At 59.1% G+C, this 15,559-nt stretch carries 15 protein-coding genes; 6 read left to right on the top strand and 9 right to left on the bottom strand.

Annotated features, from left to right (window positions below; genetic code table 11):
* Positions 1–14: 14 nt before the first annotated feature.
* On the bottom strand, positions 15–833 hold the full coding sequence (locus KUG85_RS15635) for a hypothetical protein (protein WP_223005926.1): 819 nt from the start codon (positions 831–833) through the stop codon (positions 15–17).
* Positions 834–891: 58 nt separating this feature from the next.
* Here KUG85_RS15635 and KUG85_RS15630 point away from each other — a divergent pair, with 58 nt between their 5' ends.
* Both KUG85_RS15630 and KUG85_RS15625 read left to right on the top strand, forming a co-directional pair.
* Entirely contained in the window at positions 892–1,683 is a 792-nt protein-coding gene (locus KUG85_RS15630) for a glycosyltransferase family 25 protein (protein ID WP_223005924.1), read from the top strand.
* A gap of 14 nt (positions 1,684–1,697) precedes the next feature.
* Positions 1,698–2,453, top strand: a complete 756-nt coding sequence (locus KUG85_RS15625; protein WP_223005923.1) for a glycosyltransferase family 32 protein — start codon at positions 1,698–1,700, stop codon at positions 2,451–2,453.
* A 19-nt stretch (positions 2,454–2,472) separates the two neighbouring features.
* Here KUG85_RS15625 and KUG85_RS15620 read toward each other — a convergent pair whose 3' ends face one another.
* Positions 2,473–2,946, bottom strand: a complete 474-nt coding sequence (locus KUG85_RS15620) for an Lrp/AsnC family transcriptional regulator (RefSeq protein ID WP_223005921.1) — start codon at positions 2,944–2,946, stop codon at positions 2,473–2,475.
* Positions 2,947–3,335: 389 nt separating this feature from the next.
* Between KUG85_RS15620 and trxB the strand changes: the two genes are divergently transcribed.
* Entirely contained in the window at positions 3,336–4,310 is a 975-nt protein-coding gene (gene trxB, locus KUG85_RS15615) for a thioredoxin-disulfide reductase (RefSeq protein WP_223005919.1), read from the top strand.
* 77 nt (positions 4,311–4,387) lie between these two features.
* Complete coding sequence (locus tag KUG85_RS15610) at positions 4,388–5,278, top strand: LysR family transcriptional regulator (protein ID WP_025030692.1); 891 nt, start codon at positions 4,388–4,390, stop codon at positions 5,276–5,278.
* 285 nt (positions 5,279–5,563) lie between these two features.
* Here KUG85_RS15610 and msrP read toward each other — a convergent pair whose 3' ends face one another.
* The 4 genes from msrP to KUG85_RS15590 form a co-directional block, all read right to left on the bottom strand.
* A complete protein-coding gene (msrP, locus tag KUG85_RS15605; RefSeq protein WP_223005918.1) occupies positions 5,564–6,538 on the bottom strand; it encodes a protein-methionine-sulfoxide reductase catalytic subunit MsrP in 975 nt (324 codons plus the stop codon).
* 130 nt (positions 6,539–6,668) lie between these two features.
* Complete coding sequence (locus KUG85_RS15600; protein WP_223005917.1) at positions 6,669–8,714, bottom strand: elongation factor G; 2,046 nt, start codon at positions 8,712–8,714, stop codon at positions 6,669–6,671.
* A gap of 207 nt (positions 8,715–8,921) precedes the next feature.
* The gene (locus KUG85_RS15595) at positions 8,922–10,451 is read right to left on the bottom strand and encodes a putative bifunctional diguanylate cyclase/phosphodiesterase (protein ID WP_223005916.1); all 1,530 of its coding nucleotides are present in this window, start codon (positions 10,449–10,451) and stop codon (positions 8,922–8,924) included.
* 126 nt (positions 10,452–10,577) lie between these two features.
* Positions 10,578–11,780 carry a pyridoxal phosphate-dependent aminotransferase gene (locus tag KUG85_RS15590; RefSeq protein WP_065814849.1) on the bottom strand — a complete coding sequence of 401 codons (1,203 nt, stop codon included), beginning with the start codon at positions 11,778–11,780 and terminating at the stop codon, positions 10,578–10,580.
* Positions 11,781–11,962: 182 nt separating this feature from the next.
* Between KUG85_RS15590 and KUG85_RS15585 the strand changes: the two genes are divergently transcribed.
* Both KUG85_RS15585 and KUG85_RS15580 read left to right on the top strand, forming a co-directional pair.
* Positions 11,963–12,883 carry an EAL domain-containing protein gene (locus KUG85_RS15585; RefSeq protein ID WP_223005914.1) on the top strand — a complete coding sequence of 307 codons (921 nt, stop codon included), beginning with the start codon at positions 11,963–11,965 and terminating at the stop codon, positions 12,881–12,883.
* Between the two features lie 4 nt (positions 12,884–12,887).
* Positions 12,888–13,784, top strand: a complete 897-nt coding sequence (locus KUG85_RS15580; protein ID WP_223005913.1) for an EAL domain-containing protein — start codon at positions 12,888–12,890, stop codon at positions 13,782–13,784.
* Between the two features lie 40 nt (positions 13,785–13,824).
* On the opposite strand, the gene KUG85_RS15575 is transcribed toward KUG85_RS15580, so the two are convergent.
* From KUG85_RS15575 to KUG85_RS15565, 3 genes are all read right to left on the bottom strand, one after another.
* Complete coding sequence (locus KUG85_RS15575; RefSeq protein ID WP_223005911.1) at positions 13,825–14,076, bottom strand: hypothetical protein; 252 nt, start codon at positions 14,074–14,076, stop codon at positions 13,825–13,827.
* 393 nt (positions 14,077–14,469) lie between these two features.
* On the bottom strand, positions 14,470–14,727 hold the full coding sequence (locus KUG85_RS15570) for a hypothetical protein (RefSeq protein ID WP_223005909.1): 258 nt from the start codon (positions 14,725–14,727) through the stop codon (positions 14,470–14,472).
* A gap of 181 nt (positions 14,728–14,908) precedes the next feature.
* Positions 14,909–15,463 carry a methylated-DNA--[protein]-cysteine S-methyltransferase gene (locus KUG85_RS15565; protein WP_223005908.1) on the bottom strand — a complete coding sequence of 185 codons (555 nt, stop codon included), beginning with the start codon at positions 15,461–15,463 and terminating at the stop codon, positions 14,909–14,911.
* Between the last annotated feature and the right edge of the window lie 96 nt (positions 15,464–15,559).

The following is a 15,559-nucleotide window of genomic DNA, read 5'->3' as shown; positions in this document are numbered from 1 at the left end:
TTATTATTTTTAAATTAAACATTAAATCGTCTAAAAAGGGTTGCTAGTGGTGAAGCACTCGGCGGACGCTGGGACTTCAAGCCTGCGCTCCTGAGAACCTCATTCCATAGATGGACGGTTTTGGTTCGTTCTGTGCAGAATTCATCCAAATTTCTTGAAGCATCATATAGAACTGGCGCTTCTCGGAAATTGATGGGGTAGAAGACGTCGCTTGGGGCTGCGAGGTCGAATGCATCATGTTTCTTTGCGAGATAGGTTATGGCTTTCGGACCGAATGATCCCCAGGGAAGGGTCGCTGGGCTGATGCTTTTGCCGAGGAAGCGATGCGCGAGGCGAAGGCGTACAGCATCACGAGTTCGGGTCCATGGAGGGATTCCTTGGCGATAGAAAAAGGCTAAAGCCTCTTCCACGATTGGATGTCCCTGCCTCGCGTAAAGAAGCGCCCCGTTTATGTGTGTATTGCTCTCCTTTCCGAACAAGATGTCCTCGAGGAGTGTGATTGGCCTCAAGCATATCATGTCGAGGTCAGCCCAAACGCCAAGGCCTTGCTGTTGCAGCTTAAACCGGAAATAATCCGAGGCTAGAGCGAACGATCCCGTTTTGTGATGGCGTAGCTCTGATATCCTCTGTCTAGGTACGACTTTTTCAGCGTTCGCCTCCTCGACGCCACTGGGAGTGTTCTTGACATGGTCATATGAATGCAGAACGACCTTGTGCCCCGCTTCGAGAAAGCTCAGCGCTGACATGATCTCTATCGGACCAAGGGCACCACCAATCCAGAGCATGTTTACCGGTGGTAGGGTTTGATTTCGGTGTGATATTTCGAGTGTCATATGGTGTGTTGCCTGCACTGGGGGCTTCGCTCTTTTTCAGACTGGCTGGTGAGAGCAAATGGTTATCTATCTGATAAATCTAAGGCGCTCTAGCGATCGTTTGGAGCGCATGAGGGAACTATGTCTGGATGCCGGCCTTGAGTTCACGCGGATGGAAGGGGTTGACGGACCAAAATTGAGCAGTGCCGATATCGCTCAAGTGGTCGTCGGTGAAAGTCGCTGGGGCAAAATAACTGCTGGAGAAGTCGGCTGTTTTTTGAGCCATCGCAAGTGTTGGAAAGCACTTGTTCAGGAAGGTTCTCAATATGCAGTTGTTCTGGAGGATGATCTCGTTCTCGGAGAGAATGCCGTTTCCGTGATGACGGATAGTAGTTGGCTCCCCGAGGACGCCGATATAGTGAAGCTTGAGGCGGCCGATGAACGTGTGTACCTGGATACCTGGGCAAGTGGAGTCATAATGGCGCGCGAAATTCGGCGACTTCGTTCGTCACATTTCTGCTCAGGTGGGTATGTCATTTCCCGATCTTGTGCTCAACATTTGCTTTCTTCGAGTGAAACATTCTCCGAACCTGTTGATGACTTTCTCTTTAACGTTTCATCTCCTCTGTTTGACAGTTTGGTTGTCTATCAACTCGCGCCAGCAATTTGTATACAACAGGCAGCGTTGTTGGCTCCAAATTCGCCTGAAAGGCTCGCATCGTGCATTGAAGGCCGAGAGAAAAAAGTTCGGAGGCGGCTTGGTACCTTCGAACGGTTTACTCTATCCCTTTCCAAAAAGCGCCGTTCGACGGTCAACCGAACTTTGTCTTTGATCGGGAGACGCGAGCGCGTGAAGGTCGGGTTTCGCTGATCATGCGTTCATCGATGCGAAGTGATCTTTCCGGCAATTGGGTAGGCCGCATATTTGCGTTCTGGTTTGGCCGGGCGGAAATGTCGGAGCGTAGGCGCGCCTGCCTTGATACATTCGGCAATTCCGAATGCCGTACGCACCTTGTTACAGCCGAAACGCTTGATAGTTTTGCGGTCCCCACGAAGCCTTTTCACCCTGCATTTCATTTTTTGTCTCCGATCCACCAATCCGATTACCTGCGCGCCTACTTCATGCATCATTTCGGCGGTGGCTACGCAGATATCAAAGCCATTTCTCACTCCTGGATTCCCGCATTTTCTGCGACCGAGAAAGGTCATGTTCTTGGCGCTGGCTATGCCGAGGTTGCCGGCGGTGTCGCCAGGATTCATCAGTCCAAAGCATTGGAGAAGCACTATTTTCTTGATCGGCGAGTTTTCAATCTCGAGATCAACATGCGCTATCGGTACCTGAAACTACGGCGTGGTGTTCTCATCGGTAACGGCGCATTCATCTTCCGGCCGGGGACCGAATTCACGCGGCGTTGGCTTTCAATTGTCGAAAGGAGGCTTGATCTTCTTCTTCCGCATCTTGAAGCCAACCCGGCACGATATCCGAAGGAGGTTCCGGGCGTGGACTATGGAGATGGGCCTTCGCGCTATCCGGTGCCGTGGAGCTTTCTTCTCGGCGATGTGCTCGCGCCGCTCACGCTGCAATATCACACGCGCATTCTGCAGGTGGTGCCTGCTCCGGATTTTCAGAACTACGAATAGCCGGTTGCTGCAAGTGCGCCTATTCGATCGCCACCAGTCCTTCGTCCTTGACCTGGCGGATGGTGAGTGCGGTGCGGACGGTGTCTACATTGGGCGCGGAGGTTAACTGCTCGATCACGAAGGTCTGGAAGGTGGTGAGGTCGGTTGCCACGCAGTGCAGCATGAAATCGGAATCGCCGGAGACCATCCATGCTCGCCGCACGATGGGCCATTGCAGTGTCCGCTGGGCGAAGGTCTTGAGCTCGGTCTCGGACTGGTAATGCAGGCCGATCAGGCAGAAGGCGACCACATCGTAGCCAAGGGCGGGCGAATTCAGAAGGGCGCGATAGCCCTTGATGATGCCGCCTTCCTCCAGCCGCTTGACGCGCCGAAGGCAGGGCGGAGCGGAAATGCCGACCCGGCGGGAAAGTTCCACATTGGTCATTTTGCCGTCGGCCTGAAGCTCGCGCAGAATTTTCCAGTCGATTGCGTCAAGATCGGCCTGTAGCGGCATGATGTTTCCCAATTCTGTTGCAAACGCGCGAGAATCTTTCACGCGCGCTGTCCGAAATTAGGGCAAGGGCTGGGCCAAGCCAAGCAATCCATTCACCGGTAAAGTGGACTATCCACCGCGTTTGGGCGCCTCTCATGCGTGGAAATGGAGGGGAGCGGCATTCGGTAGCTGTTGGAAACCTGTTCCTCGCCTTGCACTTTGGGCCTGTGAATACTTAGATCATGTCACCGTATTGTTCTTGGATGGCAGCCTAGGGATGAGCCCCTGGAGGCCGCTGTCCGATTTTGCGTTTCCGCCGGAGGGCGGTCATGGCGCCTTGAAGTTGATAGTGGCGGCAGGAAGGCGAGAGACCATCCCTGCGGTCCAGCGAGGAAGAAAGGAATTCATCCATGTCACGTCGTCACACGCCCGTTCTCATTGTCGGTTCGGGCCCTGCCGGATACACGGCAGCGATCTATGCGGCGCGCGCCATGCTGAAGCCGCTTCTCGTCGCCGGACTGGAGCAGGGCGGGCAGCTCATGATCACCACCGAGGTGGAGAACTATCCGGGCTTTGCCGACCCGATCCAGGGGCCGTGGCTGATGGAGCAGATGCGTGGCCAGGCGGAGAATGTCGGCGCGGAGATCGCCAATGATCTGATCGTCGATGTGGACCTGTCGTCACGTCCCTTCGTGCTCCGGGGGGATTCGGGCACGGAATACACCTGCGATGCGCTGATCATCGCCACCGGAGCCAAGGCGAAGTGGCTCGGTCTGCCCTCCGAGCAGACCTTCATGGGCTTTGGCGTATCGGCCTGCGCCACCTGCGACGGGTTCTTCTACCGCGGCAAGGATGTTGCCGTTGTCGGCGGCGGCAACACGGCTGTCGAGGAAGCGCTCTATCTCTCGAACCTCGCCAAATCGGTGACGCTGATCCACCGTCGCGACGAATTGCGGTCCGAGCGCATCCTGCAGGAGCGCCTGATGGCGAAGGAGAATGTAACGATCCTATGGGACACGGTGGTCGAGGAGATCACCGGCACGCCGGCCAAGCCGCCCATGCCGGCATCGGCATCGGGCGTGCGGGTGAAGAACGTGCATTCGGGCGCGGTTTCCGACCTTGCCGTCGACGGTGTCTTCGTGGCGATCGGCCATGCGCCCGCTGTCGAGTTATTTGAAGGAAAGCTCAAGCAGAAGCCCAATGGCTATCTTTGGACGCAGCCTGGTACGACGCAGACGGATGTGCCGGGCGTCTTTGCCGCGGGCGATGTGGCCGATGACATCTATCGCCAGGCCGTGACGGCAGCGGGGCTTGGCTGCATGGCGGCGCTGGAAGCGGAGAAATATCTGGCAGCCATGGAAACGAAAAAAGAAGCTGCCGAATAAACCGGGAACGATGCAGCGACAGGAATGGGTGGAAACGCCCATGACGGTAAAAGCGCCTGACAGAGGAGAACGAGGCGTTGGACTGGGACAAGCTCAGGGTTTTTCACGCCGCCGCAGAGGCCGGCTCGTTTACGCATGCCGCTGAAACGCTGCATCTCTCGCAGTCGGCAATCTCGCGCCAGGTGAGCGCGCTGGAACTGGAAGTGGGTGTGCCCCTCTTCCATCGGCATGCGCGCGGGCTGGTGCTGACCGAGCAGGGCGAGATGCTTTATCGCACGGCCCACGATGTGCTGATGCAGCTTGAAAGTGTGCGTGTGCGCCTGACCGAGGCCAAGGATCGGCCGTCCGGTCTGTTGAAGGTTTCCACCACGGTGGGGCTCGGCACGGGCTGGCTGACGGAGCGGCTGCCCGAATTCATCGAACTCTATCCGGACATCGAGCTGCAGCTCATTCTGGACAATGAGGAGCTGGACCTGACCATGCGGCAGGCCGACTGCGCGATCCGTATGCGCCAGCCGCAGCAACCCGACCTCATCCAGCGTAAGCTCTTCACGGTGCATTTCCATCTCTTCGCGTCGCCCTCCTATGTGAACAAGCATGGAAAGCCTTCGTCGATCGCGGATCTGGACAACCACCGGATCGTGACTTTCGGCGAGGCTGTGCCGCCGCATCTGAGCGATATGAACTGGCTGGAAACGGCTGGGCGACCGGAGGGGCAGAAGCGTCAGACAGCCCTGCAGATCAACAACATCCTGTCGATCAAGCTGGCGGTTCAGCGTGGTGCGGGCATCGCCATGCTGCCCGATTATGTGGTGGGTAAGAGCAATGATCTGGTTCAGCTCCTGCCGGAAACCGCCGTGCCGTCCTTCGATACCTATTTCTGCTACCCGAACGTGATGAAAAACCAGGCAAAGCTTCACGCGTTCCGCGATTTCCTTATTTCCAAATCACGGCATTGGGCATTTTGACGCAGTATTTCTCAAGAAATACCGGGTGTTATGCAAAATTGCATGGGTGAATTGCAAAAACATGTGGTTGTTATTTAGGCGGCGATTGCCCATATGAGAAGCACTCCCGGGGGCGTTCTCCTCCCATTTGCCCCCGCGAGTGTTCCCCTCTGGAGGTTTCGCCTATATGGCACTTCCAATGACTAAAGCCGGATCTCCGTGATCCGGCTCTTTTTTTATCTGCCATGGCTTTTCCTGTGAGAGCAGGATCACCGCCGGTGCCCTGTCTCATCGTTTCAGCTGAAATCAGCGATAAAGCGGTTCGCCTTCGAGCCCGCTGTAAAGACCGGCGACCTCCTCGGCGTAGCCGTTGAAGAGCTGTGTCGGCACGCGCTCGCCCGTGTGCAGAACACGTTCTTCCGCCTGGCTCCAGCGGGGATGCGGCACATCCGGGTTCACATTCGCCCAGAAGCCATATTCGCTGGCCGCGATCTCTTCCCAGAAGCTGACCGGTCGCTTTTCGGTGAAGGAAATGCGGCGGATCGACTTGATGGATTTGAAGCCGTATTTCCAGGGCAGGGCGAGCCGCAGCGGTGCGCCGAACTGCTTGGCCAGCGGTTTGCCGTAGGCGCCCGTGACCATGAATGCGAGGTCGTTTGCGGCCTCTTCCATGGTCACACCCTCCACATAGGGCCAGGGATACCAGACCTGCTTCTGTCCACCGGCAATGCCGGGATCGTTAAAGGTTTCGAAGCGGATGTAACGGGCGGACGAAAGCGGTTTCGCCATGGCAACGAGTGCTGGAAGCGGAAAGCCGGTCCACGGCACCGTCATCGACCAGGCCTCGACACAGCGATGCCGGTAGAGGCGCTCTTCGAGCGGCATGCGCTTTGCCAGATCCTCAAACGCGATGGTTGTGGGCTCCTCCACCAGACCATCGATCTCGATGTCCCAAGGGTGGGTGACGAGCGCCTGAGCGGCGCGGGCGATCTGCTTGTGGGAGCCGAACTCATAGAAATTGTTGTAGGTGCTGCTCACGTCTTCAGGCGTGAGCGGACGTTCGATCCTGTAGGCTTCATTGCGTTCCGCGGGATAAAGGGATGCCGTGCGTGCGGCGGCGTCCTCTGTCTCAGCTCTTGCCGTCCCCGGCAGGAAGCCCGCGCCGGCAATCGCACCCAGGCCAAACCCGGCAAGCACTGCGCGGCGACTGGCAAAAACGTTTTCGGGCGTCGCCATGCTTTCGGCGACGGCCCAGCGCGGGCGGCGGTGAATGGCGGGCATGGCGTTCTCCGGCTGGTTTCTGATTTCAGGTCAGGACCTGACCCCAAGGCCAGTGGTAGAACTGCCCGCCCGCGTTTCAAAATCACGGTGCTTCACGATTGCGTGGAAGCCTCCCAGCTTGACGTTTCCCTCACGCGGCCTTGCCCTGCGCGTTCATTGCGGCGTCCGCCAGACGTCCGGTCAACTCCGCCATGTGATCAAAAGTGGCGCGATAGCTGGCGACGCCGGCGGTGGCGGAGCGCAGTTCGATGATCAGGTCGCCGGTCTCGGATGCGGGAATCGTCGCCTGCACCACATCCCAGCCACTCCACCCCGGGCGCGCGTCGAAGCCGAGAATCTGGCCACGCCGCTGCGACAGGATGGCGGTGATACGGGCCGTGGCATCCGATGGCGTGTAGACCTCGATCCTGAGGACGGGCTCCAGCAGGACGGGCGAACATTCGCCGAGCCCCTCCTTCATGGCGAGACGCCCGGCAAGCTGGAAGGCCATGTCGGAGGAGTCGACGGAGTGGTAGGAGCCGTCCGCGAGATTGACGGCAAGATCGATGACCGGGAATCCGAGCGGCCCGGATTTCAGAAAGTCCCGAACGCCGGTTTCCACAGACGGTATGTACTGTTTGGGCACAACGCCGCCAGCGATCGTGTCGGTGAACTCGAAGCCGGCCCCGCGGGGCAGGGGGCGTATGTCGAGAACCACATCGCCGAACTGACCGTGACCGCCCGACTGCTTCTTGTGCCGGCCGCGTCTGGTGGTGCCCTTACGGATCGTTTCGCGGTAGGCAACGCTTGGCACGGCCGTGTCCACGGGGATCTGGTATTTGCCTTCGAGGCGTTCGCGGGTGACGCGCAGATGCATCTCGCCCTGACCGCACAAGACGGTCTCGCCGGTCTCCTGCCTCTGCTCGAGACCGAGCGAGGGGTCTTCCTCGATGAGTTTCTGCAGAGCGAGCGAGAGCTTTGCCTCGTCCTTGCGTTCGCTCGGGTGTACCGCGACCGAATAGACTGCCTGCGGGCTCTCCAGTGCGATGAGGGGCGCAAGCGGCGCTTTGGCGGTTGTCAGCGTATCACCTGTCCGGACACCTTCGAGCTTGCCGAGAGCGACGGTCTCGCCGGCCTCCGCCTTCGCCACCTTGGTTTGTTCGCGCCCGAGAAGGGTGTAGAGACCGGAGACCTTGTCGACTGTGTTGCCGCTGCGCAGTTCCGTGCCGTCCCCGATCGAGCCGCAAAGAACCCGGGAGACGGACAGCTTGCCACCGTGTGGTGTGTGGATCGTCTTCATGACCTGGAGAACGGCTTCCCCGGCATCTTTCAGGCCGAGCCGGTCGCGCGTGGCTTCAACATCCGGCGAATCGTGCCGAATCGCCTTTAAAAGCCGTAGTATGCCGTTGCCTTTCTCAGCCGATCCGATCAGCACCGGTGTTACCGTGCCTTCGCGCAGATCCGCTGCCAGATCGTCGAATATCGCGTCGCGTGGCGGTTCGATCTCCTCGAGCAGTTGCTCCATCAACCTGTCGTCATGGTCGGCAAGCGTTTCCAGCATGGAAAACCGTGCCTCGACCTCGCGCGCCCTGTCGTCGTCGGAAATGGGCGCAATCTCGCTGCTCGCATGCTCGCGGTAGATGTAGGCCCGTTCGAGCGCGAGATCGATGGAGCCGATCACAATGCCGTCCTTGCGCAGGGGGATCTGGCGTAGAAGCAGCGGCGTGTCGCTGGTGGGCTGCAGCATCTTCAGCATGTCGCGCACACCCATGGTGGCGTGCTCGATCTTGTTGAGAAAGATCATGCGCGGGATGCCGAGCTCGTCGAGCCTGTGCAAAGTGAGTTGCAGGGCGGCGATCTTTTTCTCGTCGGGTTCGGTGACGACAATGGCCATGTCGGCGGCTGCCAGAACCGGATCCGCCTCATGGGCGAACTCGATGGAGCCTGGGCAATCCACGAAGGTGATGCTTTCATCGAGAAAGCCGGTGGTGGCGATGTTCGCCTCTACGCTCATCTGATGCGCCCTGGCTTCGGCCGAATGATCACCGACCGTGCCGGATCCCGTGCTCGCCTGTTTCATTATGGCGCCGGTTCGCTCCAGAATGGCTTCGAGCAGGGTTGTCTTGCCACTTGCAAACGGACCGACAATGGCGATGCATTTCGGTCCGCGGCTTCTCTCTCCCGAGCGTTTTCCCATGGCTGGCGGCCTCCTCTCACGCGTTTACCTGCACACGTTTCATGAGCGGCGGCCGGCCTGTGCGGCCGTCGCGCGGTCGTGGCGCGTAGACGGATGATCAGGAGCATTCTCCGCCCTTGAGAGACCCGTTTGCGGCACTCACATGCCGGTGCGCCGACGTTCCCCGTCAAATATCGTCACACGGCTTTGGGATTTGGGCAAGGGCTCTCAGGCGGTCAATGCCAGACGCTCGACATTGTCGCTCTTGCGACGGATCGCGGGCGCGGCCTCAGGCCGTCCGAGGAAATAGCCCTGGAAGCGGTTGCAGCCGGCGGCGCGTGCAAGATCGAACTCTTCTTCAGTCTCGATCCCTTCGGCGACGATTGTGAGACCCTGAATGCGCGCGATCTGGGTGAGGGCTGAGACGAACACCTGGGCAATGCGGTCATGGCCAAGGTTGCGGATGTAGCTGCGGTCGATCTTGATCGCATCAATGGGCAGCGTCTTGATGTAGTTGAAACCGCAATGGCCGGTGCCGAAATCGTCCAGCGCGATGTGGAAACCCATCTCTCGCAGCCGTTCGATGCGGGCGATGATTTCAGGCGTCGCAGCGGTGGCGACGGTCTCGGTGATTTCGAGGACGAACCGGTTTGCTGAAGCCCCCGTCTCACGCAGCACGCGATCGAGCATGTGCACGAGGCCATCGCGCTTGAGCTGTTCGCCCGAGACATTGATGCTAATGCGGTTGCAGGCGAAACGGTCGAGGTCGAGGCACGCACGGCGGAACACCCATTCGCCGACCATGTCAATCAGGTTCGACCTCTCGGCAACGGGGATGAACTCGGCTGGCGAGACCATACCGCGCACGGGATGGCGCCAGCGCACCAGACCTTCCAGCTCGATGCAGTTGCGCTCGGAGTCGGTCAGGGGCTGGTAGTGAAGCTCCAGCTCGTTGAGATAGATCGCGGCACGCAATTCGCGCTCCATGAAGCGGCGCTGGCGTTTTTCCGACAGCATGTCGGGATCGAAGACGGTGATACGGCCGCGACCGGCGCCCTTGCTCTCATAGAGTGCAAGATCGGCGAGCAGGGGAAGCTCCTTGTGGCTGCTCGCATGCTGGGGCGCCACGGCGATACCGATCGATGCGCCGAGTGGTATCTGATGCCCCTCGCAGGCCCGGCCTCTCTGCAGCATGGCGAGCAGTTTCTCGGCACGGGAGCGGCAGCGCGCGAGATCGTTGCCATACATCAGAATGGCGAATTCGTCGCCGCCGAGCCGGCCGATGGTGCAATCGGGGAAACAGTGCTTCGCGCAGGCGACCAGATGTGCCAGCGCTTCGTCTCCGAACTGGTGGCCGAACCCGTCATTGAGCTGTTTGAAATGGTCGAGGTCGACAAGCAGGAGCATGATGCGGCGCGGCTTCGAGAGCGTGCCGATGCTGGTGTTGAGCTCGTCGAGAAACCGCCCGCGGGTGAGGGCGCCGGTGAGAAGATCGTTTTCGGTGAGACGTGTGCGCTCGGCCTCGATGCGCACCGCATCCCTCAGCTGATCGGTGACGGTGCGTTTGAGGTATTCAAGCAGGCCCAGGCCGGCGATGCTGAGCGCGAGGCAGGTGAAAAGCAGCCAGTCCGATACACTGCTTTCGCCAGGCGCCAGAAAATAAGCGGCGGCGGCGAGCGCGGTCGCAGTGATCAGCAGCGTCTGAACGGCGATATAAACACGCTTGCCGTTGCGGCGCACGGTGGAGAGGATGCTCATGACCCCCGATGTCTCCCCAAAACCCTTGGAAAGGAGAGAACAATACGAAACTTAAAGAGGGCGTTAATACTATTGCGCCGCAGAAAGAAAATTTTGCGGCGCAATAGCCGGATATCGAAGCTGCTTCTACTTCAGTGAAGCCGTGAAGCGCTGGATCCTGTTGCATGCCTCTTCGAGAAGGGCCTCGGAAGTGGCGTAAGAGATGCGGAAATTGGGGCCGAGACCAAAGGCAGAGCCGTGCACGACGGCCACGCCTTCCGCTTCGAGCAGTTCAGATACGAAATCTTCGTCGGTCTCGATCGTCCTGCCGGACGGTGCCGATTTGCCGATCAGTTCGGCGCAGGACGGGTAGACGTAGAACGCGCCTTCGGGAACCGGGCATTTGATCCCCCTTGCCTGATTGAGCATGGACACCACCAGGTCACGGCGCCCCTGGAAGATTGCCTTGTTCCTGGCGACGAAATCCTGCGGGCCGTTGAGTGCTTCGACAGCCGCCCACTGGGCGATGCTGCATGCGCCGGAGGTCTGCTGCCCCTGGATCATGTCCATGGCCTTGATGAGCTCGACGGGACCTGCGGCATAGCCGATACGCCAGCCTGTCATTGCGTAGGCCTTGGAGACGCCGTTCATGGTCAGTGTGCGCTCGTAGAGCTTCGGCTCCACCTCGGCGATGGTGTGAAACCTGAAATCGCCGTAGGTCAGGTGCTCGTACATGTCATCGGTCAGCACCCATACATTCGGGTGGGCGAGCAGCACGTCGGCAAGAGCTTTGAGCTCTTCTGCCGTATAGGCCGCTCCCGAAGGATTGGATGGCGAATTCATGATCAGCCATTTGGTCTTCGGCGTGATCGCCTTCTCGAGCGCCTCGGCGGTGAGCTTGAAGCCGTTCTCGATGCTGGTCTCAGCCGCGACCGGCGTACCGCCGCAAATGGAAACCATCTCCGGGTAGCTGACCCAGTAGGGGCTGGGGATGACCACTTCATCGCCGGCATTGAGCGTTGCCATCATGGCGTTGAACAGAACCTGCTTGCCGCCGGTGGCGACAATGGTCTGTTTCCAGTCATAGTCGAGATTGTTCTCGCGCTTGAACTTGGCTGCGATCGCCTCGCGCAGGGGCTGGATGCCGGAGACGGGCGTGTATTTCGTCTCGCCGCGATTGATCGCTTCGATTGCCGCTTTCTTCACATTGTCCGGCGTGTCGAAATCCGGCTCTCCCGCGCCAAGGCCGATCACGTCGCGGCCCTGAGATTTCAGTTCGCGCGCTTTTTGGGAAACCGCGATGGTTGCGGATGGTTTTACGCGTGAAAGGGCGTCGGCAAGGAAAGCCATATTGGAGGACTCCGGTTCCTGTGAGATTTACACTGAGCTTCAGCGTGGTCCTTCATGTCCGATCGCGGAAAGAATCGCAAGCGGCCAGCCGTTTTGCGGCGTTAAACCAGTCGTTAACGGCGAATAAAGGCGTTTGCTGGCATTTTAAGCCCCATGAATGACGAGACTTGAGGAAGCGCAGCATGTCGCGCAGCATCGGCCTCGCCCACATCGCCCGACAGGATGACGGGACGGCTGTGGGCATCTGGGGCGGTTACACATTGAAATCCGCCTTTCAGCCGATTTTCTCCTTTCGTGAAGGCCGTCTTCTCGTGACCGCCTATGAGGGGTTGATCCGCCCTTTTCGGGATGAGCGGCCGGTCGGCCCTGGAACGTTTTTTTCCAGCATTCCCGAGGTCGACCGCTTTCAGGTCGAAGCGCTTGCAAGAACGCTGCATCTTCTCAACGCCGGTGTCAGTCTCAGTGAAACCGCATCGCTTTTCGTCAATTTCGACCCATCGCATTTCGTCGATGCCGCTTCTGCGGCAAGTGCGCTGCGCGATGTTCAGGTTGTTCTGAAAGATTCCGGTATCACGGCCGAGCGCGTTGTCTGTGAAATCACCGAACAGGAAACGGAATCGGACGAGACACTTCTCGGCTTTGTGGAGGCACTCAAGGGATATGGGCACCGGGTCGCGGTCGACGACTACGGAGCAGACAGTTCCGACCTCAGGCGCATAGAGGCACTGGGACCTGACATCGTTAAGTTCGATGGCGCGTGGACGGGCCATCTCCTAGCATCCGCCCCCGGCGTTGCGATGCTGACCGAGATGGTCCGCGCCTTCTCCGAGAAGGGCATTCGCACCGTTTTCGAGGGAATTGAAACCGGCCAGCAGCTTGAACTCGCTGAAAGCTGCGGTGTCTCCATGGTTCAGGGGTTCGCGCTTGCCCGACCGCAACTGGCTCCAGGTGCGTTTGAGGAATTCGAAGCTGCGCGCGAGAGCGAGCGCCGACGGGCACTTGCCGGCACGGCGGACCGCCTGGAGCAGGGCAAGGCCGAAACGACCATGCGCGATGTTTCGCCGAACAGAAGCAAACGCACCTTCGGTCGCCGTGGAACCTAGAAAGATGCCAGGACGATCAGCATCCCCGGCCTGCGGTGCGCTCATCGCCGATGAAATCGGTCTGGAAACGGGTGTGTACGGGGTCTACCGGCTCCGTTCCCTCTATCAGCCTGTTTTCCGGATATCGTCCGGCAGGCTGATACCGGAGGGCCTTGAGGCGTCGGTATTGCCGCTGGTCGACTTCACGCCAGTGAAACCGGAAGTGCTTTTCTCTTCCGTCGATGACGCAGCAGAGGAAGAACTACAGTCCCTTTGCAATCTGATGCATATCGGAAATCATCTTCATACTGGGCAGGAGAGCCTCTCGCTTCATCTTCCGTTCGGGCCGGCATTGCTTCGCGGACCCAAAGCGCTGGATCATCTGGCACTTGCTTTCGCCCGGCTTGCGGAGACGGCCGTTTCTCCGCGGTCACTGGTGTTCTGCGTGTCGGGCACCGGGCCGGATGATAAGGAGATTTCCAGCCGGTTTATCGAGACGATACGGTCGGCGGGCGTTCGCATAGCGGTGGACGGTTTTGGGGCGCAGCCTGACGTTCTGGACACTGTCGACCGGGTTCAGCCGGACATCGTGAACGTCGACGGTTCATGGTTTCGCCGTGTGGCAAACATTACGTCGGCGGTGCGATTGATGCGTCAGATGGCGGAGAATCTCCAGCGCAGTGGCATCAAGGTTTCGATCAAGGGGCTCGAGGACCCGGTCCATCTTCTGGCGGCGATGTCGATCGGTGCCGATCTCGTACAGGGTGACCTGCTTGCCAGGCCAATGGAGGCGGGCTCTGCTATGGATTTGCGCCCGCTGAATGCTGCGCGGGTGTTCCGCGATCCCCGGAAAGTCGTTGTCTCGTTGAGCGAGAGATGGCGGTGTGGCTGGCCTGCGTCTGCCTCGCGGACAAAGTTCTGAATAAACAGAAGCCCGACAAGGCCGGGCTTCTGTCCTGTCGTCAACTCTCGGAGCTGCCGGGTGCAACCGACCGGTGGTCCTGATTTTCACTATAGGCGGCGGCCACGGAAAGGAGATCCGGACCGTTTTCAGGATCCTTGTGGAGGAGAGCGATCCGGGCGGCAGATTCCGGGCTGGAAATGCGCTGCAGCATGGACGCGAATTGTTCGTTTTTCTGAACCTCAAGCGCCGCGCGTCTCGCCCAGGCTTCGATCCTGACGCCGTCTTCGGGCTCTTCGGGCAACCTGTTCATCGAGGAGACACGGTATCTGCTTTCCACGGCGGCAGAGCCGCTTGACGATGTGTGGGACTGGCCCCCGCCGGATGTGTTCGCGGGGGGCTGCGCCTGACCCGAAGAACCGCTGGAGCCCGTGGTTTCCCCATCGGTCGGTTGGGGCTGCGTCGTCCCATTCGACGGAGAAGCAGGGTCCTGGGTATCTGGCTGTCTGACCGGTGGCGTATACCTGTCGATCAGCGGCAGGTTCAATATATTTCCGAGCAACACGAAGCGTCCTCTCCTGGTTCTGGTGCAAATTTGTGCAACGGTTGTGTCTGTTCTTCCGTTGCTACCAGAGAGGGATTTTGAAACGGTGTTCGGGGTTGGGAAAATTCGACACAAATTGCACGAATATTGTGTCGGAATTGTTCAGGCCGCGGCTTTGTCGCTGATGCCGGACGGGGGGTGCGCTTTGCCGTTTTCGTCCATCTTTCCGGCAGCCATCTTCTTGCGCATCGCGCGCAACACCGCATTGAGAAGATCGATGTCGATATAGAACTGCTTCGACAGTTCTGGAGCGATCTGGTCCATCGCAACGCCTTTTGTGAGCAGGCGCTTGACCTCTGCGATCATCGCCGACGGTTCAGTCAGGCGATTTTTGATGCCGTTGTCGGTAGATTGGAGCATGGTATTCCCGCCGATTGAAAATCACGGACGCAACGAACCCAACGCTGGACAGAAATGCCGCCGATAAATCGACCGATTGACGGCAAGATTGTGGCTGTCCCCATTAATCACCGGGGCCATCCGAATCGTGTTTATTATGCGTGCTGCGCGCTCACGTGCAAGGTGCGGGATTCAACTCCCGCTAGAATGAGAAGGCTCCCTGCGCAGGGAGCGCGTTTGGCGAGCGAGCGTTTTCCAGTGCGAGCATCTTCTGCTTTGTCGTGATGCCGCCATGGGCGGAAAATCCACCGATCCTGCCGCCTGCGGCAAGCACGCGATGGCAGGGGATGATGAGGGGGACGGGGTTCTGGCCCATGGCTGCGCCCGTTTCCCGGGTGGCTTTCGGGAATCCGACACTTTCGCAAAGCGCTCCATAGGTTGTTGTCTCGCCATAGGCGAGGCGCCGCATGGCGGTGTAAAGCGCATGGTGAAACGGGCTGACGCCTGAAAGATCGAGAGGCACGCTGGAAAAGCTTTCCTGGCTGCCGTCGAAATAGCGCTGTGCGGCTGCCACAAGATCGGCCATTGCGCCGGCCGGCTGAGCGGCTCTGGAGACCGGCAGGCGCTGTTTCAGCAATCGTTCGACAGGCTCTGCCTCGGGCGTGGGAAGAATGAAGCGCGCAAGGCCCGCTTCGCTCCAGCCTGCACCGCAAAAGCCAAACGCCGTTTCGAACACGTGATAAGCACTGGAGGTCATGGCGCTCCCAACCACACTGTTTTCGGCGTCGCTTTTAGCATGGAAACACTATGGTACAAAGAGTGAACGGGTATTGTCCTGACATGAGATTGCCAC

The sequence above is a fragment of the Nitratireductor rhodophyticola genome (genome assembly GCF_019891355.1).
Classification (GTDB): domain Bacteria; phylum Pseudomonadota; class Alphaproteobacteria; order Rhizobiales; family Rhizobiaceae; genus Nitratireductor; species Nitratireductor rhodophyticola.
The sequence above is the reverse complement of the archived record's forward strand: the minus strand, read 5'-3'. Positions and strand labels throughout refer to the sequence as shown.

Coding starts and splice junctions, on each gene's coding strand:
- KUG85_RS15635 (WP_223005926.1), bottom strand. CDS start 833: ATGACACTCGAAATATCACACCGAAATCAAACCCTACCACCGGTAAAC.
- KUG85_RS15630 (WP_223005924.1), top strand. CDS start 892: ATGGTTATCTATCTGATAAATCTAAGGCGCTCTAGCGATCGTTTGGAG.
- KUG85_RS15625 (WP_223005923.1), top strand. CDS start 1,698: ATGCGAAGTGATCTTTCCGGCAATTGGGTAGGCCGCATATTTGCGTTC.
- KUG85_RS15620 (WP_223005921.1), bottom strand. CDS start 2,946: ATGCCGCTACAGGCCGATCTTGACGCAATCGACTGGAAAATTCTGCGC.
- trxB (WP_223005919.1), top strand. CDS start 3,336: ATGTCACGTCGTCACACGCCCGTTCTCATTGTCGGTTCGGGCCCTGCC.
- msrP (WP_223005918.1), bottom strand. CDS start 6,538: ATGCCCGCCATTCACCGCCGCCCGCGCTGGGCCGTCGCCGAAAGCATG.
- KUG85_RS15600 (WP_223005917.1), bottom strand. CDS start 8,714: ATGGGAAAACGCTCGGGAGAGAGAAGCCGCGGACCGAAATGCATCGCC.
- KUG85_RS15595 (WP_223005916.1), bottom strand. CDS start 10,451: ATGAGCATCCTCTCCACCGTGCGCCGCAACGGCAAGCGTGTTTATATC.
- KUG85_RS15590 (WP_065814849.1), bottom strand. CDS start 11,780: ATGGCTTTCCTTGCCGACGCCCTTTCACGCGTAAAACCATCCGCAACC.
- KUG85_RS15585 (WP_223005914.1), top strand. CDS start 11,963: ATGTCGCGCAGCATCGGCCTCGCCCACATCGCCCGACAGGATGACGGG.
- KUG85_RS15580 (WP_223005913.1), top strand. CDS start 12,888: ATGCCAGGACGATCAGCATCCCCGGCCTGCGGTGCGCTCATCGCCGAT.
- KUG85_RS15575 (WP_223005911.1), bottom strand. CDS start 14,076: ATGAACAGGTTGCCCGAAGAGCCCGAAGACGGCGTCAGGATCGAAGCC.
- KUG85_RS15570 (WP_223005909.1), bottom strand. CDS start 14,727: ATGCTCCAATCTACCGACAACGGCATCAAAAATCGCCTGACTGAACCG.
- KUG85_RS15565 (WP_223005908.1), bottom strand. CDS start 15,463: ATGACCTCCAGTGCTTATCACGTGTTCGAAACGGCGTTTGGCTTTTGC.